We start from the raw sequence: 22,640 nt of genomic DNA, 5'->3' as shown, positions 1-22,640 counted from the left end.
CTTTTTGAATCTTACGTCGTCTAATATGCAAGGCAATAAGTACGAACTTAGACAGAAAGGCGTGATTGTACTGAATCATAAGGGCATTATTTTCATGAAAATCTCCATTGTCGCCATGGTTCTATCGCTTGCTGCATGCTCAGGCACAGCCGAACCCGAACCCCCTGTCAGCAACGATCCCCCTGCACCGGTGCATGAAGAAGTCACGGCTCCAAAGAACGAGCAAGTTCCCGACACGACACGCCCCCAGAACGAAAGTTTTGATCTGATGACTGGTGACGGGAATCAGACACATACAGCCGCTTTGCATCAAGGCGAAGGCTTTTCCTTATACGTATTCGAGAAGTTTGATTTTGACGGAGCGGAAGGGCGTTTGTCGCTTAGTAATCATCCGGAGTATTATGTCGATATCGAACCGCTGCCTGCCCAGTATGATCTAAAGCAGCTTGAAGCTGCGGGCACAAAGGAGCTGGAACGTTTCGGCGAAGTATCCGATTTTAGCGGAGAGCTTGTCGAGCATCCTTTGGGTTTCGCAGAGCTCTATCTCCAGGCCTCGAGCGGCGAAGGAATCAGCGATTATATCGTGTGGCGGTCAGACACAGGAGACGTTTTCCTGTTCCGCCTTCACAATCCCAAGGGGGAGGAAGCTTCGGAATTCGCCGGCCTGGTCCTCGTTTCGTTATCTACGGTGCAAAGCGATTCATAATGGATGAGAGCATGTACGGGAAGGAACGATTACTTGTACGTTAGAGTATCCCGGGGATCAACTTCTACTGCTAATGTACCTTCTTTATTGCATCCAATAATCGTCTCTTCACTCCAGGGCCTTAATCATAAAAAGACCAGAGCAACAGTAGCTGTTGTCTGGTCTTTTTCTCTGTATGAATATTAATTTTACAGCATCCTTACGCCCTTACGAGCACTTGCTATACCCGCAGTTCCCGCAAGTCTTGCATCCCTCAATGTTGATCAGGGATGCGCCGCCGCAGGACGGGCACAGGTCCAGCGACATCGAGCCGCCGGCATGAGCGCCGTGGCCGCCATAGCCATGGTCGGCTGCTGGTGCGCCGTGGCTGGCAACCGCAGGCTCGGCCGGAGCCATGGTGGCCGCAACGGGAGCAGGATCATGGTCATGATCCGGTGCTCCGCTTGCCACATGTGTCTCCAGCGCCTTCGCAACGGCGTCTGCGATGGACTCCACGCGGTTCGCGCCGAAGCCGATTGCGCCGGTGCCGCCGATACCCTTCAGATGCTTGATCAACAGCTCCACCTTGTTGCCATGGTCGCCATACCGCAAGAACAGGGAGCAGACGCGGCCAAGCGCCTCGGCCATAGCGAACACGTCCGAACCGGCTTTGCCGACGTTCAGGAAGATTTCGCTCGGGATGCCGTCCAGGTCGTTGATCGTAATGTACGCCATACCGAACGGCGTATTCATTTTGTACGTGGCGCCGCGCAGTACTTGCGGACGCTTCTTGTACTGCTTGTCAAGGCCGCTCTTGCTGCCGGCCGGTGCCGCAGGCGCGGCTGCCGATGGCTCAACGCCGGTGGCATCCTCTGTTGCTTGACCTGCCGCGCTTTGCTCAAGCGCCGTTTCCTGGGAAGACGCGGTTACAGCTTCCGCTGCCTTGTCTTCTTTCTTCTCGGTCTGAAGCACTTGGATGTCGCGGCTGCCGTCACGGTAGATCGTTACCCCTTTGCAGCCAAGGTCAAAGGCCAGCTCATACAGGCGCTTCGTATCCTCAATCGTAAAGTCGGCCGGACAGTTGGCCGTCTTCGAGATCGAGCTGTCCACCCAGCGCTGGATGGCAGCCTGCGCCCGGATATGATCCTCGGCGGACAGATCCATCGCCGTCACGAAGTATTCCGGAAGCTCCTCACCCGGATGGCTGTCCAGCCACTCCTGAGCGATCGGCACAAACTGCTCGTCGAAGCCGAGACGGCTTTGACGGAAATATTTGAAGGCGAAGTACGGCTCGATCCCCGTCGAGGTGCCGACCATGGTGCCGGTGCTGCCGGTTGGGGCTTGCGTAATGACCGTAACGTTCCGTGCGCCTTTGGTGCGCACTGCTTCTGCCACTTCCGGATAAACCTCCGCCATATTTTTCATAAATCCGCTCTGCAGATAAAGCTCAGCATCGAATGCTTCGAACGAACCCTTCTCCGCCGCGATGTCGGCCGATGCCAGATACGCTTCGCGGGCGATGAAGCCGTACAGCTTATCGAGGAATTCCAACGATTCCGGGCTGCCGTAGCGAATTTTCAGCTTGATCATCAGCTCGGCGAGACCCATCGTTCCAAGGCCGACGCGGCGTTCTTTTTTCTGGTTCGCCTCGTTCTCCTCAAAATGGTAAGGCGTCCGGTCGATGACGTTATCGAGGAAGCGAACGGAGTAACGCGTCGTTACCGCCAATTCGTCCCAAGCGACGTCGTGCTTCTCCTCGTCGTAGAACTTCGAGAGGTTCATCGCGGACAGGTTGCACACGCCCCAGCCCGGAAGCCCCTGCTCGCCGCAAGGATTCGTGCAGATGATCGGGTTGAAGTACCAGCTGTTCGACATTTGGTTGTAGTATTCCATGAAGACAACGCCCGGCTCGGCCGATTTCCAGGCCGATTCGATAATCGTATGCCACACTTCGCGCGCTCTTACCGTACGGTATGGAATGACCTTGCGTCCGGCCTTTTTCCATTTGTCCAGATCGCCGTCCCACACCTCGTCGTAATCCGGATCGGTCGTGTCCGGGAATACCAGCTCCCACTCCAGATCCTCCTTCACGGCCTTCATGAAGCCGTTGCTGACGCAAACCGACAGGTTCGCGTTTGTCACCTGGCCCATCGTCTGCTTCACCGTAATGAAATCCAGCACATCCGGGTGCCAGTCGTTGATCATGAGCATCAGCGCGCCGCGGCGGCTTCCGCCCTGCTCGATAAGTCCCGTCGTGTAGCTGAACAGGCCGCCCCAGGATACCGCACCGCTGGAGGAACCGTTGACGCCCTTGACGATCGCACGGCGAGGGCGCAGGGAAGACAGGTTAATGCCTACGCCGCCTCCGCGGGCCATAATTTCGGTCATCTCGGTCAACGTCTCCATGATGCCGCCGCGGCTGTCCTTTGGAGAAGGGATGACATAGCAGTTGAAGAGCGTCAGCTCATCGCTGGCTCCCGCGCCTGCTGCGATCCGGCCGCCCGGAACGAGCTTCCAGTCGTCGAGAATGTAACGGAACTTCTCCCGCCATTCCTCCTGCAGCTCCGGTGTTGCCTCAACCGATGACATCGCGGCCGCAAGCCGATCCCACATCTCCTCCGGCGTCTTCTCGATGGTCAGCGTCAGCTTCTCCACCTCGGACTCCACCAGCTCGCCTTTGCGCGTACGAACCGTTACCTTCCGTCCTTCGCGGGCCACGATTTCGCCGACTTCCTTCGTCGGGAACTTCGGGTCGTCCTTCGTCAGAACGAGCACCACATCGCCGACCTTGGCATTATTGGTGTCCGCATCCTTCCACGCATACCGGTCCAAAAAGATCTTCTCGCTCAAACCTTCCAGCCGCTGACTTTGCATCGTACTCAAGAGCAACTCCTCCTAATTAAAATATAACGATTATAAATAAAACGTTGATCGACGTTCTCTAAGAAGACAGACCGCGTTTGAAGACGAACCGCCATGAGCGGTTATCCTGCGTCGATATCGGACGCCGTGATCATGTACCGATCCGGGCAATTTCCGATAGGGACTGCCAAAACTTCCGCAGTTATGCCTTAGCAGTAGAGCCTCCTGTTTAGCTGCGTTTTGTTCACGAATACTGCAGCCGGGCTCACCAACAACATAACCTCATATGTAGCGGATCAAACATACAAAACGCCGAAACACACCATATATAGTGCAATGAATTCATTATACTACACTATATATAGTAAAACTATGCCGATAATGTGAAAATTAAGGGCGAAACCCTATGCTTGTCCGCTCCTGCTTCCGCTTTCTTCGTCCCGCTCTCTTTTTCACCCGTCTCCTATGAAAAAAACGCTGAAAATTGCCAATTCCAGCAGCCGTGCGCTCTCTCCGTCCTTTCGCCCCCCATAAAGGGAGGTGCAAGTTATGAAGACTTCTTTTTTCGTCCATACTACTCATACACCGCTGTCCGGAAACTTTCATAACAGGAGGGGATCATCATGAATCATCAGCCATCCACTGCCGGTCCAGACATGACGACGGATCCGCGCCTGCCCGTACCGCTTCAGATGGACCGTTCCTGGCTGGACGATCTCGAAGGGCGCCTTGAGAAAGGCGGTCCGTGGGGGGACTTCAGGCTGTCTCAGCTAGCCGTTGAGGGCGAGCAATCCCGCCTGGTGACGAGCTTCGAAGAGCTTCAATGCCTCAAGCACCTGGGTGATTTGTCCCCGCTTCCGCATCAGACCGACACCGCCAAGCGGGTGCTGTTCGAGATGTCGGGCAGAGCGATTCTGGCCGATGAGGTTGGGCTCGGAAAGACGATTGAAGCCGGCCTTATTTTAAAAGAATATATTCTCCGCGGGCTCGTATCCAGAGTGCTGATTCTTGTTCCCGCTTCTTTGGTGCTCCAGTGGGTTCGGGAGCTGAACTCCAAGTTCGGCATACCCGCCATCGCGCAGAAAAAAGCCTATTCCTGGGCGAATGATATCGTCGTCGCTTCCATGGACACGGCCAAACGGGATCCGCATAGCGAATATCTCCTGAATCAGGAATACGATATGCTCATCATCGATGAGGCCCACAAGCTCAAGAACAAGAAGACGTCCAACTACCAATTCATTCAGAAGCTGCGCAAAAAATACTGCCTGCTCCTCACCGCTACGCCTGTACAGAATGACCTCAGCGAGCTGTTCAACCTGATCACGCTGCTGAAGCCGGGCCAGCTTGGCGGCCAGGGACAGTTTGCGGCCAATTTCGTTGTGGATAAACGAAAGCCGAAGAACCAGGAGCAGCTCAAGGACGAGCTGTCCAAGGTCATGATCCGCAACCGGCGGGGCGAAGGCGAAGTGAAGTTTACGAAGCGTTCCGTCCGCAATGTCGGGCTGACTTTATCGCCCGAAGAACAGTCATTATACGACGGGGTCACGTCCTTCGTCAAAGATCAGTATCAGGCAGCAGGGGGAAATTTAAGCAGCATGCTGTCCCTCGTCACCCTCCAGCGCGAGGTGTGCAGCAGCCGGGATGCGGTCTTTGTCACGCTGGTCAATCTGTCCAAGAAGCTGCCGGAGGACTCCCCGCTCCGCGATAAAATCTGGGAATTGGTGTATCTGATCAAAGCGATTAAAGCCAATACCAAAGCCGAGAAAACGATCGAGCTCATCCGCCAAATGAACGAGAAGGTGATCGTGTTCACCGAGTACCGGGCCACCCAGGAATATCTGCTTAACTATTTCCGTGATCACGGGCTCATATCGGTGCCGTACCGGGGCGGCATGAACCGGGGGAAGAAGGACTGGATGATGGACCTGTTCAGGGGCAGAGCTCAGGTCATGATCGCAACTGAAGCCGGGGGCGAAGGAATTAACCTGCAGTTTTGCCACCATATGATCAACTTCGACCTGCCTTGGAACCCGATGCGGGTGGAGCAGCGGATCGGACGCGTGCACCGTCTAGGCCAGACCAACGATGTGCAAATCTTCAACCTGTCCACTGCAGGCACGATCGAAGAGCATATTTTGAATCTGCTGCATGAAAAGATCAATATGTTCGAGATGGTCATCGGAGGACTGGATGTCATTCTGGAACGCTACGAGAAGAACGAATCCTTCGAGAAGAGCCTGTACAAAATCATGCTGGAGTCCGGCAACGACGAAGAGATCCGGAGGCGCATCAATACGCTCGGCGACTCGCTGCACCATATCAAGCAGGATATCGAGCAGGAAGCGAGCGGAGAAACCTTAAGAGAGGAAGAAGCCTGATATGACCATGACGCCGCAGGAGGTGCAGAAGCACTTCATGGCCTATTTGGAAGCCACCGAATGCACCGTCATTGAAAAATCACCGGAGCATGTTACCGTGAAGCTGTCGCCCCAAGCCGACAAAATGCTCACCAACCGCCCTTATTACTGGAGCTTTGTGGAACGTACCGGGGCGCCGGCCGAAACTCTCTCCTTCCAGTTCGTGTTCGACCCGGAAGCCTACGACGAGCGGATGGCCAAGGCCAAGCTCGCCGAGAGCAAAGCCCAGCTGTCCGCGCCGCAGCAGGATCCCCTGCTGGCCCGCTTCTACGGCAACGCTCCCGTGCTCCCCGTGCTCGGTCCCGGCCGCATCCAGCGCGAGAACGTCGGCTACGGAAGCAGCAGGCTGGCTCAAATCTGGAACGCGGCCCGCGAGGAAGGCAAATGCGTGTATCTGTTCCAGCAGCCGGTCACGGAGCCGCGCCCACGGTCAAGGTCGACGCCGTACGAGCAGTGGCTCGGCGTCTGCTTTAAAGTAGAGTTCAGCTGCGATCTGAAGCGGGAGGAGCTCCATTATGTTGGCATCTCGCTGTCCACCCGGAAGATCGTGACAGATTTCCCGGCTGTGCTTAATGGCCGCGAGCTGACGCCCCGCCTGCCCGAAAGCGTGCACGTCCGCCCTGCGGCCGTTTCGCTGCGCGAGGCGGCGGGGCTCCTTGAGGAGCATCTGATCGTCAGCTTAAGCAAGCTGGATTATACGTGGGCATCCAAGGCCCGCGAACGGCTGGCGGAGGAGCTTGCGGTGATCGACAGTTATTACGAGGACCTGCTGAAAGAGCAGGATGAGGAAAAGAAAGCTCAAATCGAGGAACAATACCGGAACCGGAGGTCGGAAATGCAGTGGCAGTATGAGCCGAAAATCAGCTTCTCCGCCATAACCTGCGGCCTCTTTCACCTGTGTTCGCCCGTGAGCGCGTCCTCTTGACGCTCCTCTACAAAACAAGGCAAAAAAAGAACCGTTCCCTTCTGTCCTGGCGCGACACCTTGCAACAGCGTTTGCACAGCTTGTCCGATATGATAGAACCACCATATCCCCCATCGCTTAGCATGGCGGGAAGGAAAGGCGGTTGATCCATTTGTTGCATTGGCATAAAAATAACGGCCTCCATGGAGGCTCTTTCAATAACGATAACGACAGCCGGTCCAATCGATCCCGCGCAAGGTCTGCCCTGCTGCTGGCGGCCATATGTACGGCGGCCCTCATCCATCCGCTTGCGGTCGCTGCGGCCGGCACTGAAGCGGCGATTACCACTCCCGCTTCCGCCGATTCATCCCTCTCCCTCGCGGATGACAGCTCCATTCGGAAGTCCGCGGTCTCCGCAGCGGTTCCGGAGAGCTTGCTCCATTTCACGGAGGACACCGTGGAGCAGCTCTCGGCCCACGTGCCGTTTACAGCCTGGAGCGAGGCCGAGCTGGAATACACCCCGCTCGGACCCGGGACGCACGGCTGGCTGGTCACGGTAACCGATGAAGGTTTGCCTCAAGGTTACCTTATTATCAGCGCCTCCGAGGATGGAGGGTATGTGCTCAGTGAATATGGAATCGGCGGTACCCTCCCCTTCAGCTTGGCACCGCTGGAGCAGCGTCTAGCCGCCGAGGGGCTTATCGATCCCGAAGGGTCTCTCCCGCATGGCAGCACGATTCGTAAACGATATACGGGAGCTCCTGTATGGGAGGTCACCCTTCCGGGCCAAGATACGCTTTATATCAGCGGCTTCAATAGCGAGCTGCTCCCGACCGTCTTGCCGGCCTCCGGCACGTTGGAGCGCTCCGGCATCGGCAAAGGAGTTGTAGCCGCCGGCTCTGCACACGGATGGTCGGCGGAGGCTCCGTCTATCACGGGCAATCGCCCCGACCCGTATGATAATCTCCAATGGCTGACCTCATCAAGCCTCACGGCCCGAAGCAGCAGCGAGCTCAGAAGCCTGCTGCAAAAGCACCCTTCGCTGGTGTTTAAATCGAAGGGCGATGGCAATGCCGCTTTCGGCGCTCCGTTCAGCTTAACCGGATGGCAGCGCTGGTCATTCGGCTCCGGCAGCGCGGCTGATGCTGCAGCCATCTATGTAGCGATTCCGCTCCGGAATACGGACACTACCCGGTTTCTGCCGGCACCCCGATTAGTGGGACAAGGCAAGTTCTATGCTTATCCGGGAAAATCGACATGAGCAATTTACCATTTTGTTTTTGACATTTCATTGATCATTACGAGCATTCGTTCAATAATTAAGGTAACATCCTTGGTTTAGGAGATGATTGCCCGTGGATTTGAAGGAATTGAAAAAGCATGCCGATGCCTTGGACGACAGCAAAAAACGAGAACTGTTGAAAAAAGCCAAAAGATTACCTATAGCTGCCTTTTACTTCTTCTAGGGTTCTTCACGTTTTATTTTAATGATACTCAGCAATTATATGGAAACGATGAAGAATCTATTTTGAAAGTAATTCATTCAATTGAAGGGTATGAAAATAATTCAATAGAAATTGTAGAAATTAAAGACATGAATGACCGAAGATATGCCAGTTTCTTATCTAACAATAATCCAGGCTACATTCAATTTCAAAAAAACAAAGACGGAAATTATAGGTGGCAGCATATAGAAGTAAACGTTAATGAAGCATTTAGTGTCTTCGCCCCAGAACCTCTTTTGTTTATGATTGTCACTAATGAAGAAAATAAAATAGCGAAAATGCAGGTAAGCGTAAATGGACAGGAAATAGAACAAGAGTTTACGCCTTATAAGGCCAGCGTCACCTGGATGTTTCCCCCTAAGACTGGAAAAAGTCATTATTCATATAAGTATTACGATAAAGATGGAGAGCTAATTAAATATTATGAATAATATGTTTTTCAACATACCTGCGGATTAGGTACCGCAGACAAAAAACAAACACCGGAAGCCATTCATTCCGGTGTTTGTTTTTTGTCATAAGGCTGGTGACGTCTCATCGGATGCGTGACCATCCATTGAACGGGTCCATGTCAGCCTATTTTGTTTTTCGCTTACGCTTGGACGAAATGTCCTCTTTCCACAGCGATACGGAGAACGGAATCATGCCGAACCATTTCGTTGTCCACGATTCCTTCACCTTGGACTGGCGGCGGATCTCCTTCGGCGTATCTATATAGGTTACGAATCGCTCCGTAATGTATTTGATCAGTTCATCTCCGCTGGCCATCTCATCATCTCCTTTGGATCTTCTTAGGGTTTATCCGCATCCCGTTATCAGTTTGCTCCGTTTCATGCGTTTCTAGACTCACAGCTTTAGGAATCGGGATGATTTCCCGCAAATTGCACATTCTAAAAAAGTCGAAATCCACGAGAAAGAAGGAGTCCATCATGGTTAAGGCAGCAGGAATATGGATGCTTCTCCTGGCATTGGCATGCCCGGATCATATGGTCGCAGCTTTCCATTCGGAGCATGTTCAGGCCGTGGGCCAGGCCGCAAGCCATAACAATCGCACACAGGCCGCCGCCCGCAGCCTGCATATAGAGATACCAGAATCCACCATCTCGTCAGGCCGGGAAAACAACCAGCATCACACACGCCACCTGCATCCTTTTGCCCAGGACGTCGTACTGATTGATGCGGGGCACGGCGGCATCGACGGGGGAACCTCCCATGGCGATATTTTGGAAAAGGATATCAATCTTGAAATATCGCGCAGGCTGTTTATGCTGCTCCGGCAGCAGGGATATCCTGCCGTGCTCAATCGCGACGGCGATTACGCTTTAAGCGACGACAACCGGTGGCACAGGACTTCCTCCAGGCATCGGCGCGACCTTTCGCAGCGCAAGCAGCTTAGCGAAGAGATCCCAACGGAGCTTGTCGTAAGCATCCATGTGAACTGGGGCCGAAACAGCTCGAAACGCGGCGGCATCGTGCTGCATCAATCGGAAGGGCGCAGTAAGGCTCTGGCCGATGCAATCCAACAGCAGTTGAATCAAGTATACCGAAGCCGCAACCAGATCATGGTTGGCAAGCCGTACTATTTGCTGAATACGACCGACGTTCCCGCCGTCATCGTGGAGACCGGCTTCATCAGCAATCCCGAGGACCGGAAGCTGCTGACGAGCCGCAACGGACAGATGAAACTGGCCGAAGCGATCGCCGCAGGCATTGTTCATTATTTAACAGCCCTGTGAGGCGTCCGTGGCTGCATCATGGCCATGGGCCGAAAACGATCCAGCAAAAATAGACCGGCGCCCGCTTAAGCGGTACGCCGGTCTGGTTCATCTCATTTCTTTATTAAATCATCCAGCCGGACGGTGTGCCCCTTGGAGACATTTCCGGAATGGTCCACGGCTGTGAAGGTGACGGTATGGTTCCGGGGATTTTTCACCTCCGGCAGGAGCGCAGTCTGAATCCCGCGCCTGACCTCAAGCGTTTGGCCGACCTGCTTTTTGTTCTTGAACAGGCGGATCTGCACAAGCTTGCCGTCCATATCGTACGGCCCATCCCAGTACAGCCGGATGTGCCCATTCTCCCGAAGGGCCCGGATGTTCTCCACCTCGCCCGGAGGCACATCGTCCGGCACAGGCGCTGGCGGAGTAGTCGGGGCCGTAAATACGGCCGGATCGCCGAACGTAAATTTGTCCAGGTTATACAGCCAATCCGAGCCCTTGAAGATCAGGAAGACGATATGTTTGCCGGTGACGGGTGCCGCAACGTCCGCCGAGAACACTTTAAAGTTTTGCCAGCCGCCGGTGCCGTCGACCTTAGCGGCGGCAATCAGCGGGCCGTTCAGGCTGTCGATTCGCACTTCAATCGTACCGCCGCCGGTATCACTGGCCGCATGGACATGGAACTGTTCCGGGCTCGTATCGCCAAAGTCGACGTAATTGTACATCGCGTAAGGCTGGTTAGGGCCGAACAGCCCCGCCAGATACGTCTGCCCTCCGCCCTGCTCCGTGCCGAACCCGTTTCCGATCGTATAATGCTCGGCTTCGAGCTTGCCGAAGGCATCCCGGCCCGTGCCTTTGACCGTCGTGAAATTGAACCAATCGAGATTGCAAGGATAATCCTGGCCGTCCGTCCCGTGAAAAACAAGATACACGTCATGAATGCCGACAGCCTGTTCCCCGTCAACGAGCGCCATCAGATCGACCCAGTCGTCCCAGCTGCCAAGGGCAGGAATCCGGGCAACGCCGACGGTCGGTCCGTCCAGACTATCCAGCTTCACCTCGATCGAGCCGCCTTTATGGCCGCTGGATACGCGCATCGTAACGCCGGATGCACCGCTGCTGCCGAAGTCGATATCCCGATAGATGGCATGAGCGCCGTCCTCTATTCCCTCCAGGTAGCCGTGTTCGGCGTTAACGCTTAAGCCCGAGCCGCCATCCAGCTGACCGGCCCGCAGCTTGGCATAGGCGTCGGTTTGTTTCGGATCGTTCTCGGTAAACCGAAACCAGTTCAAGTTGAACAGATATTCATCGTCGACTTGGTTAAACACCAAATATACGTCATGCGTTCCGGTTACCGTCACCGGATTCCCCTGCTCATCCTCAAGCACGCCGACTGCATCGATAAATTGATGCCAGCCGCCGGTGCCTTCCACGCGGACCGTGCCGACCCGCGGTCCATCCAGCCTATCCAGCCGGATGTCGATATTGCCGCCGCCCGTCCCGCTGGCGGCCCGGGCAATAAACCCGATCGCGCCGTCCGTTCCGAAGTCAACGTTCTTATAGGCAGCGAAATGGCCGGAACGGATGCCGCCGAGTTGCAGCGTGCCTTCGGGGCTCCCCTCCAGCACGAACCCTTTACCGATATTGTATTTTTCCGCTTCGATTCTTGAATAGGCGTTCCTAACCGGATAACGCGGAGCAGCCTCCTGCGGCTCCACAACCGTAAGTGCCTGAACCGCGCCTGCGGACGACCAAGACTCATAGGTGCCGGAGAGCAGTTGTCCCACCCAGTTGCCGTCAACGATCCCTTCTTCGCCGCGATGACTCCAGGCCGTAGCCGTATTAAAGGCCAGCCAGGCGTCGAATTCGCGCTCAAAATCGTCATAGGCGCGGTCATTGAGATTGTCCAGCGCCTGCTGCAAATAAGCCAGGTTGCGGATCAGAATCGTTTTGCCGCCTTTCAAATCCCCGTTCGGCCCTTCATAATTGAGCAGCCGGTTGTCGTCCACCAGCCGGTCCATCGTAAACCGGGCACCCTTCACGGCATCCTCCAGATACGTCTCGTCCCCGGTTGCCCGGTACAGCCCTACCGCCGCACCGACGAATGTCCCTTGATTATAATGCGTGGAATCCGGCACCGGGCCGCGCTCCAGCTCGATCCGGTCGAACACTTTGCCGTTCCCGTCCGTCAGCATCGTTTTGCCCCAGCTGAAAATGCGGGTCGCCGCCTCCAGATAATGCCGATCTCCCGTAATTTCGTACAGGAATACAGCCGCCTGGGCAGCCGGGAAATTAATGCAGGCGTTCTTCGTGTTGTGCTCGCTGTTCAGCCACCAAATGCCGCCGCCCGCAAACTCGTCGTCCCACTGCGTGTCGTACACGAAGTCGAAGTAATACTTGGCCTTCTCCAGGTATCTGGCTTCGCCGGTAATCTGATAAGCCCGCGCGCTGCCCATCGCCCACCACATGATGTCATCGTTAAACGGATTGTTCGTCCAGTCCTCGCCGTGCTTAGCCACCGTGCCGTCAAAGATGTCGTCGATCTGGGTTCGAAGCTCGGCCTTCAGCTTCGGGTCTGATGTGTGCAGATAGGCGTCCATCACCATCTCCCACAGCTCCGCTTCAACCCAGAAGCTCTGGTAGTTGTCGCCGCGGTTCGAATTGGCCCAGAAGTACTTCGCTTGCGGGTCCCAAAACTTGGCGTTGAACGCTTTAATCGCCGCGTCCGCGTCGGCCGGCCCGAACGAGGCGGCACGGACCGGGGCGGCCCCGATAACTGATGTCAGCAGAAGGGCCATGATCAATGGCAATGCAGTCAACCTCAATAACGACCTTTTTCCCGGATTCCCTTTCACGACATTACCTCCGTTTCGATTTCCTATTTCAAAACTATCGCATTTTGATTTGCAAACCGCACAGGCTTAACACAAATTCAACGAACATGGCGTTGGACCAGGAGAACCACTCCCGCGTAAATTGCTGCGGATTATCTTTATGGAAGCCCTCGTGGACGAGCCCCGTATCGGCATCCGTCCGCTCGAACATGCCCAGAATTTCCAGCTTCTCCGCTTCCCCGGTCGCCGTAATGCCCTGAATGGACAGGGCGATGTGCCAGATGTAATCCTTCGGCGTATGCGGACTGCCAATGCCTCTCGCATAAGTCCCTTCGTAATAATAAGGATTGCGGCGGCTGAGGATCAGCTTGCGCGTGTTTGCATAAACCGGATCGTCCTTGGCGCAATAATCGAGATAAGGCAGGGACAGCAGGCTGGGCACATTGGCATCGTCCATCAGATTGACCCCGCCAAGCCCGTCAACCTCATAAGCGTAGACCTGGCCGAACTCCGCATCCTCAATCAAGGCATGCCCCTTGATGCCCTGCCGGATGTCCTCCCGCAGCGCACGGACCTCCTCCGCAAACGCCTCGTCCCGGTAAAACTGCGCATTCACCTCCAGCAAATACCCAAGCACCACGACCGCAAACATGTTGGACGGCACCAGATAACCATACTCGCAGGCGTCATCGCTTGGGCGGAAGCCCGACCAGGTCATGCCGGTATAGGCGGTTTTCCCTGGCAGCGTATTCGTAGGGCCGCCACCCGGCCGTTCAAACGTATAGGGCGACATTTCCTCATGCCGCTGCTCCGTCCGCCACGTACGCACAATCAGCTCGGCCGCCTGCTTGAACGCTGCCGTGAAATGCTTTGTCTCTCCGGTGTTTTTCCAATATAAATAGGCCAATTGAATCGGATAGCACAGCGAATCGACCTCATATTTGCGCTCCCAGATCCAGCCGGACATGTCGGTGAGATCGTCATGGTGGCCGTGGAAGTTCTCGAATTCATTAAATGCATTGGCATAGGGATCCCGCAGGATGCACTCGCACTGCCTTTTCAGCACGCCTTCGATAATCTCCCGCAGTCCCTCGTCCCCGGCTGCCGGAATCAGATACGGCCGCAGCTGATTGACGGAGTCGCGCAGCCACATGGCCGGAATATCGCCGGTCAACATGAATACGGTGCCGTCTTCATGACGGCGGATCGTCGTTTCCAGCGTATTTTCGTAACAGCGTTTAAACATGTCTACAATCTTCGGGCGATGCCCCATCGTTTGTTCAACCAGGGCGATAATCTCGGTTTGACTAAGGGGTTTGGTCATGCTCATTCTCCTCTGTTCACTTCCATTATTCTTTTACCGACCCCAATACGATGCCATGAATGAGATACCGCTGCAGAAACGGATAGATCAGCATAATCGGGATCATCGACACAAGGATTTTGGCCGAGTTCAAGGTCGTATTGGATATTTTGTTGTATTGCTGCAGCTGTTCCACCGTCATGTTTTGCATTTGATCCCGGGTCAGGCTTAGCTGTTGAAGATAGGTTTGCAGCGGAATTTTGTCGCTGTCATTAATCAGCACGATTCCGTCGAAGAAATTGTTCCAATGGCCCACGATGACAAACAGCGTGATGGTCGCCAGGCTGGGCAGGGACACTGGCAAAAAGATATGTCTCAAAATCTTCAGCGGTCCCGCGCCATCGATGAAGGCCGCCTCCTCCAGCTCCTTCGGAATGCCGCGAAAAAAATTCATCAGCAGAATGACATTGAATACAGGCACCGCTCCAGGGAGCACCAGCGCCCAGATGGTATTGATCAGGTTCAGCTCACTGATGACCATATACCAGGGTACGATTCCTCCGCTGAACAGCATCGTGAAAATGATGATCCACATGTACACATTCCGCGACCGAAACTGCGTTACGCTTCGAGACAGCGGATATGCCATCAGCACGGTAAGCAGCATGTTGATCGCGCCGCCAAGAAGCACTCGCTCCACGGACACGGTGAACGCATTCCAAAACTTCGCATCGTTTAATATGGTCTGATACGAAGAGAAATTCAGATCAACGGGAAAGAAATAGACCTGTCCGGCATTCACCGCCGTGCTGCCGCTGATTGAGACCATGATGGTGTTGAGCATCGGCGCCAGCGATAGAAACGCGATAACCGCAAGCATGAACAGGATGAGCGCATTGGCGAGTCGGGACCCTATCGTTTGTGACTTTACCATAATGTCATCCTCCCCTTAAAAGATCCTGTACCCGGCATATTTAGCCGCCAGCCTGTAGGAAATGATAATCAGCACGAAGCTGATCACGGATTTCATGAGACCGATCGCCGTAGCGAATGAGTACTGCATATTAATCAGGCCCATCCGGTACACAAACGTATCAATGATGTCTCCGGTCTCATAAACGAGCGGATTGTACAGATTAAATACCTGGTCAAAACCCGCGTTCAGCACATTTCCAAGGCTCAGCGTGCCGAGCAGCACGATCGTCGGGAAGATTCCCGGCAGGGTGATGTGAAGCATCTGCTTCCAGCGGTTCGCTCCATCGAGCGCCGCCGATTCGTACAATGACGGGTTGATGCTTGTCAACGCCGCCAAATAGATGATCGTCCCGTATCCGAATTCCTTCCACGTATCCGTCAAAATCAAGAGCGGACGGAACCAGGTGTTGCTCGCCAGGAACATGATCCGCTCCAATCCCAGAAACTCCAGCAGATTATTGACCATGCCGTCATAGGAGAAAATCATCGTCAGCATCGTCCCGAGCACCACCCAGGACATGAAATGCGGCAAATAGACGATGGTCTGCACGGTGCTTTTGAACAGCTTCTGCCGCCCTTCATGGAGGAGCAGCGCGAATACGATCGGTACGATCAGCCCCAGCACGATTTTGCCTACAGCGATCACAATCGTGTTGATAAATATCTGCTTGCTGTCCGGCAGCTGGAACATATAAGTGAAGTTGGACCATCCAACCCAAGGGGATTCGAAAATCCCCTTGGCCGGAATAAATCGTTGAAACGCCATTACCGCGCCGAACATCGGAATGATTGCAAAAATAAACAGCATGATCATCCCCGGCAGCAGCATCAGGTGATAGGTGAGGCCATCCAGCCGCTCACGCTTCTTACGTCTTTGCATCGGCAACTTGGTATTGAGGTCTACATTCGCTTCGGTTTGAGCCATCGTCATCACATCCCGGGTCCCAAGTTATTGACCATTGATTTCAGCCATAATTTCGTCCCCGCCGGTGCGGTGCCAGGTCTCGACGAATGTATCGAACGCTTCAAGCCCCGCTTCGCCCATGATGATTTTGAGGATCGTTTCCTCTTCCATCTTCTTCAGAATGGCCCACTTCAGCTTCATCGTTTCGGTTGTCCCGTAAAAAGCGCCGGGTATTACCTCAAGGTTCGGGTTGTTGGCCTCCCTCTGCCCTTCGATACGGGAAAGGTATTCGCCGTATGTGTTAACGTCCACGTCGTTGCCTTTTTCCTTGAACTCCAGGTAAGCCCGCAATGATACGATCCGGTCTTCCTGAATCGAAGATTCGTCGCCGGATTCGGCGGCCTGCATAATGTCTTCGTAATACCGCTTGAGCACGTCGTCATAATCGATCTGCATCGGAATTTGCGTAGGATCGTTGTTCCAGCGGCTGTTGTCGATCAAGAGCTCATCCGGATGTTCTTTCTTGTATTGGACGGCGTCCTCAGTCAGCGAGTACAGGAAATCGGTTGTCAAATTGATCGATTTCATGATTGCTTCCGGGTGCGGATAATCCTTCTTGACGACCACGATACCGCCGCCGATCGGGTCCTGGCGGATCGTCTTGAACTTCCCGGCATCATCGACCGGCGCTGATACGGCGACCCATTCCGCCTCCGGATTCTGCTTGATCGACTCCTTGTAGTTCGTGTAACCAATCCACCACGGATTAAAGAGCATGCCGACCTGGCCGTTGATGACCAGCGCTTCCTTCTCTTCATTGGAACGGACGGCGAACTGCTTGTCGATCAGCCCCTCTTTGTACCGCTCGCTTAAATCGGCCAAGGCAGCTTTCATTTCCGGCTGCACCGACCCGTAGACGATCTGTCCGTCTTTGTTTTTGATCCATTGGGCCGGGAATGCGTTGTACACGGCGAACACCGGCGAGAAATTCATCGCGTTCTGATCCATGACAAACCCGCCGGTTTTGCCGGTGCCGGAGACGTCCTGTTCCACGAACGTGCGCGCCAGGTCCCACACTTCATCCAGGGTAGTCGGCAGCTCCGCCCCAACCTTATCGACCCAGTCTTTACGCACCCACAACAGCTGATGCTGATTCCCGATGTTTGTCATCGGCAGCCCCATGATTTTGCCGTCGACTTTAACCTGCTCCAGCAGGAAATCGCCGTAGGAGCCGTAGATCTCCTTGATGCCCTCCGAAGCCGTCTTCTCGTACACCTCGGTCAAATCGGCAATCAGGTCGTTGTCCACCAGCTGGTTGAATATTTCACGGTCGACCAGCATGACGTCAGGCAAATCTCCGGTGGTCATCGACAGTGACAGCTTCTGCTTCATATCGTCCGTCTCCCAGGCAACCTTCGCTTTAACGTTCACCCGGCTCTCGACATAGCGCGTGGCCAGGTTGTTCTCAATGGTGTCGCCTTCCGGCAAATTGTTGACATGGTTCGTATTGCGGCCGATCGTAAACTCGACTGGCGTTTCATACTTGCCGTAAGGATCGAAATTCGGCGCATCGCTCTCCTGCACCGCATCCTCGCTGTTTCCGCCGCCTCCTCCTCCGCCGCACCCGGCAACAAGCAAGCTGGCGCAGACGGATAAGATCAAGGCGAACTTCCAGGTTTTCCTCATGTCTCTAACCCCTTTTCGTTTGATAGCTCGATTGTATTCGTTTTCAAAAGGGGCGCCTATGCAACGTTTTTTGGATTTATAGCAAGATTTAAATGACCTGCAATAACGTAAAAAGCGAATTCACGATTCCCATCTTCTGCACTGAAGGTCATGCCTGTATGCAGCCGGGTGAGGGATGCTCTTCGGGCCGATCCTTTCCTTCATTCAGCTTTGGCAGGCTGGCGGGCTTTAGCAACAAGACGGATAAGAGCGACTTCAAGCTCCCGGATGTTAGTTTCGATCTGGTCACTCCTTACGGATCATAAGGCAGCGTAATCGTTACTGTCGTACCGAGCTCAAGCTCGCTCTCTATGTCGAGCCCGTACTCCGGGCCGTAGTACAGCCGGATGCGGTCATTGACGTTTTTGACGCCGCAGCCGCTGCTGCCGCCTTCCGGCAGTAAAAGGCGCGATGCCTGCTCCGGAAGCATGCCGACGCCGTTGTCGCGCACGCTTAGCTTGAGCTCCCGGCCAGCGCGATAGACCAAAATTTGCAGCAGCCGGTCTTCGCCTGCCGCATCCGCAAACCCGTGTTTAATCGCGTTTTCCACGATTGGCTGCAAAATAAAATGGATGATTTCCTGCCCAAGCAGCTCCTCATCAACCTCGTATTCAACCTCAAAGCCGCCGTCATGCATGATCAATTGCAAATCGATGTATGCCTTGATATTTTCCAATTCGTCCTTGACTCTAACCCGGGTTTTGCCCTTGTTCAGCGTGGTGCGATAGAACTTGGCCAGGGAGGCGACGATGTAGCTTGTTTCAATGTCATGCTTCTTGACCGCCCGCCAGTTGATGAACGATAACGTGTTATACAAAAAATGCGGGTTGATCTGCACGATCAGCTGGTTGTACTCACTCTCCCGCTTCGCGATTTCAGCCTCGTAGACCTGTTTGATCAGGCTGTTGATCCGGCCAAGCATCTTGGCAATGCCGTTGGTCAGCTCGCCGACCTCGTCCTTGGACGAACTGTAGATGACGACGTCGAGATTGTCTTGCTCCACCTTGTCGACTTTATTCTTCAGCCGGACGATGCGGCGGGTGAAGTTGGTGGAAAAAATATAGATCAGGCAGAACGTGATCAGCAGGCTGAGCATAATGACAAAAAAGGTGATTTTAAAAATCGTCAGCGCATTGAAATAGGCATTGGCGTGGGACAGCGTATACTTGATTGCCCAATCGACGTTCTGCAGCGGCTCCCGGAGAACTGTCGTGTCACGGGCGGCTTGCGGCGCTGACATCGGGCTTTGATACACCGGCTCCTGGTCCCGGCCTTCAATGCTGACGGAAATATGGTCAGACAATCGATCCAGGTCGGCAAACAGACTGTCGTGATGGATGGTAATCACCATGTAATTGCTTTCCCGCAAATTACTGATCAATTGCTGCAGCAAATAGACGCGTCCGTCATGAACGATCCAGCGCCGCCCTTTTTCCCCGTTATACCACGGCTGCTCCCTCAGTTCCTCAAGCGGGAGGATGTTTCCGCGAATTCCGAGCAAATCTCCTGATGTATAGAACGTAATGTCTTCAATATCTTCATCCATCAGCTTCGTCTGCGCGATCATCGGGTCCACGAAGTCTCTGAAGTCGAGGTACATGCGAAAGTAGTTGCTGCCATAGTCCTTGAGAAATACGGCGGATAACTCCCGGTTCAGCACGAGGAACTCGCACAGCATGTTATACCGGTTGATTTTATAGTCGAGAATGCTGGCTGCCTGGTTCAGGCTGGACCTGGCTTCGTTCTCCAGCTCTTTCAATTGGGCACGGTAGGATTGGTAAAAAGAAAGCGTACCCAGCAGCAGGATCGGAATCAGCGCAATGATCAGATGGGAGAGCAGCAGCTTCCCGCGAAATTTCAAATCGTTGAACTTGCTTTTGATCAGTCGTAGCATCATCGTTTGGCCGCTTTACCGTTCCCGGTACTGCTGCGGGCTGACTCCGAATTTGTTGCGGAACAGCTTGCAGAAGTACGACGGATTGTCGATTCCGACAAATGCGGCAATATCGTTGATTTTCATGTTGGAATGCAGCAGGAGATAGTCCGCTTTGCGCAGGCGGTAATCCGTCAGATATTTGGAGAAATTGACGCCGGTTTCCTTCTTGAACAGGATGCTCAAATAGCCCGGGGAAAGGTAAACTTCATTGGCGGCGTCAGACAAAGAGATATCCCGCTGAAAATGATCCTTGATGAACTGCTTCACCTGCCGGATGACCTTCGACTCCTCCGTTTCGTGACCGGGGTCCCTTTGAGGCTTCTCCTTCGTTACTTGTTCCATGACCTCCAGAAATTCGTCGATATCGAGCGGCTTGAGCAAGTAATTGACCACACCAAGCTTGATGGCGCTGCGGGCATACTCGAATTCCCCATACCCGCTGCAGATGACAATCTGCAAGTTCTCCTGGGTTTTTCGGGCCAGCTTGCTTAACTCCAGCCCGTTCATCATTGGCATCCTCACATCGGTAATCAGCAGATCTACGGCATGACGGTTGAGAATCTGTCCGGCAGCGCTGCCGTTCTCCGCTTCGAGGACGCGGCAGGGGAACTTGTATTGGCGGATCAGGTCCTTGATCCCTTCCCGTTCCGTCGCTTCATCATCAACGACCAGCACATTCATCATCCCGCCATCTCCTTTCACGGCTGATCATTTTCCGCCTCGAGCGCGGCCGCTGCCTCCAGCAGCATCAGTCCGCTAAGCTGGACGCTGAGCTGCACCGGCAGACGCGGAGGTCTTGCCCAGTCCGGCCCGCACAGCAGCGGCGAAGGCTGCATGCCTTCGCGCCACAGGCGCTCCGCATTGGCCGCGATGATGCCGCGGACGCGGGGAGCCTCCGGGTCGAGCCGCAGCAGCTCCAGCAAATAGCGGATCAGGATGCCCTTGAACAGCCCGGTATCGTCGATCCCTTCATCGGGCAGCAGGCCGCTGTCCGGATCGGCAAGCTCGTCAAAACAAGCTTGCGCGGTCCGCCGGGCGTCCTCCAGATATTGCGCGCTGCCGGTACACTGGTACAGCTCGACCCCGGCGCCGAGGAACACGCCCTGGCAATAGGTGAATTTCCAGTCCTTGTCGATCCGCCCGTCGCCCAGACGGTTGATGCCGTCCCAGACAAATCCGGTCTCCGGATCAACGAGACAAGCCTTATTCCAATCGTAAATACGCTTGGCCCAGGACAGATCCGCTTCATCGCCGAAGCGCCGATAGAGCCGGGCCGCCAAAATGGCGGCCGGGGCGTTGGCCGGGGTGTTTTTGTAATCAAGCTGGTCTTTCTTCCAGGCCATTCCCCCGCCGCAATGCCCGTTCCACGCGGTTTGGATATCCGCCCACAGCTCCAGCGATTTTTTCTTGTACCACGGGTCGCCCAATGCATCATAGGCCCGCAGCAGCGCCAGCGCCGTCCATTCCATATCGTCGTAATAATTGTGCTTGAACGTACCGCCGTTATAGCTTTCCAGACTGCGGCAGAAGCGTCCAATCCGCTCCGGCAGTGCCGGATCGCCGCTGCGCTCATAGGCGTCCACCAGGACGTCGAGGACATGCGCCTGCCACCAGTAGTAGAAGTTGTCGCCAGACCGGTTCTCCGAACGGGGATACCATTGATCGAGAATACCGGTCTCATCGTTCATATAGCAGGCGAACATGTCCTGATGCATCCGGGCCGCCCGCTCCGCCCAAAGGGCGGCCTGCCCGGTCGCCAAACGTCCGCTTCGCTGTACTTCCATCCCGTTCCCTCCTCTTCCTATCCCTGCAATCCGGGCATTCGCATCGCTGCCGCTTCCAGCAGCATCGCGCCGCTAAGCTGCGCGCTGAGCTGCACCGTCTCGTCCGGCTCAGGCCTGCGCCCCCAATCGGTGCTGAAGAGCGGCAGCTCCTCCGCATCATCCTGCGACCGCCAGGCCGCCTCCGCCTGAGCCGCGATGAACGCCGCAACGTCCCTCGCCTCCGGCGCGGATCGGGCCAGCGCTGCCAAATAACGGACCAGGATGCCTTTGAACAGTCCGGCATCCCCGCCGCCTTCATCGGGCAGAAGGCCGGTCCCCGGTGCGGTGAATTCGCTTTGCACCACACGGAACGTCCGCATGGCCGGCTCCAAATAGGCGGGCTGCCCGCTTTCTCGGTACAGCTCGACCGCAGCCCCGATGAACACGCCCTGGCAATAGGTGAATCTCCAATCCTTGTCGATCGCACCGTCCCCGGTCCGGTTCATGCCATCCCAGACAAGCCCGGTCTCCGGATCGACGAGATTCGCTTCCTGCCATTCGTATATCCGCCGTGCCCATGCCAGATCATCCGGATTGCCGAACTCCGTGTACAGCCGCATGGCCAGAATGGCCGCGGGAGCGTTGGCTGGGGTATTTTTATAATCCAGCTGCGACTTCTGCCAGGCGATCCCGCCGCCCATCTGCTCGTTCCAGCCGGTCTTGATGTCCTCCCATAACGTCTGTACCGCTGCTTTGTACTTCGGCTCGCCGGTTGCTTGATACGCCCGCAGCCAGGCAAGCGCCATCCATTCCATATCGTCGTACAGCTCGTTGGGCCAGACGCCGCCGTTGCGCGCCAGAATGCCCTCATGGAAATTCCGCAGCCGCTCAGCGTAACGCTGATCCCCGGTGCGCTCAAGTCCGTCGACCAGCACATCGACCGCATGGGCCATCCACCAATAATGAAAAATATCATTGCACTTTCCGCCCTCGCACGGCGTTTCAATGTTGTACATGCGGATCGATTCGTTCCAGAACCGCTTATCGAGCGCCCGCTGTACCCGGTCCGCCCGCTCTTGCCATACCTCTGTCATCGCTGCATTCATCTT

Annotated in this window: 17 protein-coding genes; 6 read left to right on the top strand and 11 right to left on the bottom strand. The window is 55.0% G+C overall.

Annotated features, from left to right (window positions below; all coding sequences use genetic code 11):
* Positions 1-94 precede the first annotated feature (94 nt).
* A complete protein-coding gene (locus BBD41_RS22955; protein ID WP_237086870.1) occupies positions 95-706 on the top strand; it encodes a hypothetical protein in 612 nt (203 codons plus the stop codon).
* A gap of 207 nt (positions 707-913) precedes the next feature.
* On the opposite strand, the gene BBD41_RS22950 is transcribed toward BBD41_RS22955, so the two are convergent.
* Entirely contained in the window at positions 914-3,559 is a 2,646-nt protein-coding gene (locus BBD41_RS22950; protein WP_418304258.1) for an adenosylcobalamin-dependent ribonucleoside-diphosphate reductase, read from the bottom strand.
* A gap of 611 nt (positions 3,560-4,170) precedes the next feature.
* Here BBD41_RS22950 and BBD41_RS22945 point away from each other — a divergent pair.
* From BBD41_RS22945 to BBD41_RS22930, 4 genes are all read left to right on the top strand, one after another.
* Complete coding sequence (locus tag BBD41_RS22945; protein WP_007127762.1) at positions 4,171-5,928, top strand: DEAD/DEAH box helicase; 1,758 nt, start codon at positions 4,171-4,173, stop codon at positions 5,926-5,928.
* A gap of 1 nt (position 5,929) precedes the next feature.
* The gene (locus tag BBD41_RS22940) at positions 5,930-6,892 is read left to right on the top strand and encodes a YqhG family protein (RefSeq protein WP_099478820.1); all 963 of its coding nucleotides are present in this window, start codon (positions 5,930-5,932) and stop codon (positions 6,890-6,892) included.
* A gap of 151 nt (positions 6,893-7,043) precedes the next feature.
* Entirely contained in the window at positions 7,044-8,132 is a 1,089-nt protein-coding gene (locus tag BBD41_RS22935) for a hypothetical protein (protein ID WP_099480748.1), read from the top strand.
* 84 nt (positions 8,133-8,216) lie between these two features.
* Entirely contained in the window at positions 8,217-8,807 is a 591-nt protein-coding gene (locus BBD41_RS22930) for a hypothetical protein (protein ID WP_157929328.1), read from the top strand.
* Positions 8,808-8,952: 145 nt separating this feature from the next.
* Here BBD41_RS22930 and BBD41_RS22925 read toward each other — a convergent pair whose 3' ends face one another.
* Entirely contained in the window at positions 8,953-9,144 is a 192-nt protein-coding gene (locus BBD41_RS22925) for a YqzE family protein (RefSeq protein WP_077567460.1), read from the bottom strand.
* A gap of 161 nt (positions 9,145-9,305) precedes the next feature.
* Between BBD41_RS22925 and BBD41_RS22920 the strand changes: the two genes are divergently transcribed.
* The gene (locus BBD41_RS22920) at positions 9,306-10,112 is read left to right on the top strand and encodes an N-acetylmuramoyl-L-alanine amidase (protein WP_099478818.1); all 807 of its coding nucleotides are present in this window, start codon (positions 9,306-9,308) and stop codon (positions 10,110-10,112) included.
* 92 nt (positions 10,113-10,204) lie between these two features.
* Here the strand turns inward: BBD41_RS22920 and BBD41_RS22915 are convergent, their stop codons facing one another.
* The 9 genes from BBD41_RS22915 to BBD41_RS22875 form a co-directional block, all read right to left on the bottom strand.
* A complete protein-coding gene (locus BBD41_RS22915) occupies positions 10,205-12,901 on the bottom strand; it encodes a carbohydrate-binding protein (RefSeq protein WP_237086868.1) in 2,697 nt (898 codons plus the stop codon).
* 79 nt (positions 12,902-12,980) lie between these two features.
* Entirely contained in the window at positions 12,981-14,249 is a 1,269-nt protein-coding gene (locus BBD41_RS22910; protein WP_099478816.1) for a glycoside hydrolase family 125 protein, read from the bottom strand.
* 25 nt (positions 14,250-14,274) lie between these two features.
* Positions 14,275-15,162 carry a carbohydrate ABC transporter permease gene (locus BBD41_RS22905; protein ID WP_007127754.1) on the bottom strand — a complete coding sequence of 296 codons (888 nt, stop codon included), beginning with the start codon at positions 15,160-15,162 and terminating at the stop codon, positions 14,275-14,277.
* Between the two features lie 15 nt (positions 15,163-15,177).
* Positions 15,178-16,134: an ABC transporter permease gene (locus BBD41_RS22900; protein ID WP_237086866.1), complete on the bottom strand. Its 957-nt coding sequence runs from the start codon at positions 16,132-16,134 to the stop codon at positions 15,178-15,180.
* 18 nt (positions 16,135-16,152) lie between these two features.
* On the bottom strand, positions 16,153-17,793 hold the full coding sequence (locus tag BBD41_RS22895; RefSeq protein WP_099478815.1) for an extracellular solute-binding protein: 1,641 nt from the start codon (positions 17,791-17,793) through the stop codon (positions 16,153-16,155).
* 292 nt (positions 17,794-18,085) lie between these two features.
* Positions 18,086-19,729: a sensor histidine kinase gene (locus BBD41_RS22890; RefSeq protein WP_237086865.1), complete on the bottom strand. Its 1,644-nt coding sequence runs from the start codon at positions 19,727-19,729 to the stop codon at positions 18,086-18,088.
* Between the two features lie 12 nt (positions 19,730-19,741).
* Entirely contained in the window at positions 19,742-20,452 is a 711-nt protein-coding gene (locus BBD41_RS22885; protein WP_028406313.1) for a response regulator transcription factor, read from the bottom strand.
* A 14-nt stretch (positions 20,453-20,466) separates the two neighbouring features.
* The gene (locus BBD41_RS22880; RefSeq protein WP_099478814.1) at positions 20,467-21,552 is read right to left on the bottom strand and encodes a glycoside hydrolase family 76 protein; all 1,086 of its coding nucleotides are present in this window, start codon (positions 21,550-21,552) and stop codon (positions 20,467-20,469) included.
* A gap of 17 nt (positions 21,553-21,569) precedes the next feature.
* The gene (locus tag BBD41_RS22875) at positions 21,570-22,637 is read right to left on the bottom strand and encodes a glycoside hydrolase family 76 protein (protein WP_099478813.1); all 1,068 of its coding nucleotides are present in this window, start codon (positions 22,635-22,637) and stop codon (positions 21,570-21,572) included.
* Positions 22,638-22,640 lie beyond the last annotated feature (3 nt).

This window comes from Paenibacillus ihbetae, assembly GCF_002741055.1.
GTDB classification, from domain to species: domain Bacteria; phylum Bacillota; class Bacilli; order Paenibacillales; family Paenibacillaceae; genus Paenibacillus_AQ; species Paenibacillus_AQ ihbetae.
Note: the sequence above shows the minus strand (reverse complement) of the source record. Positions and strands in the feature narration are given on the sequence as shown.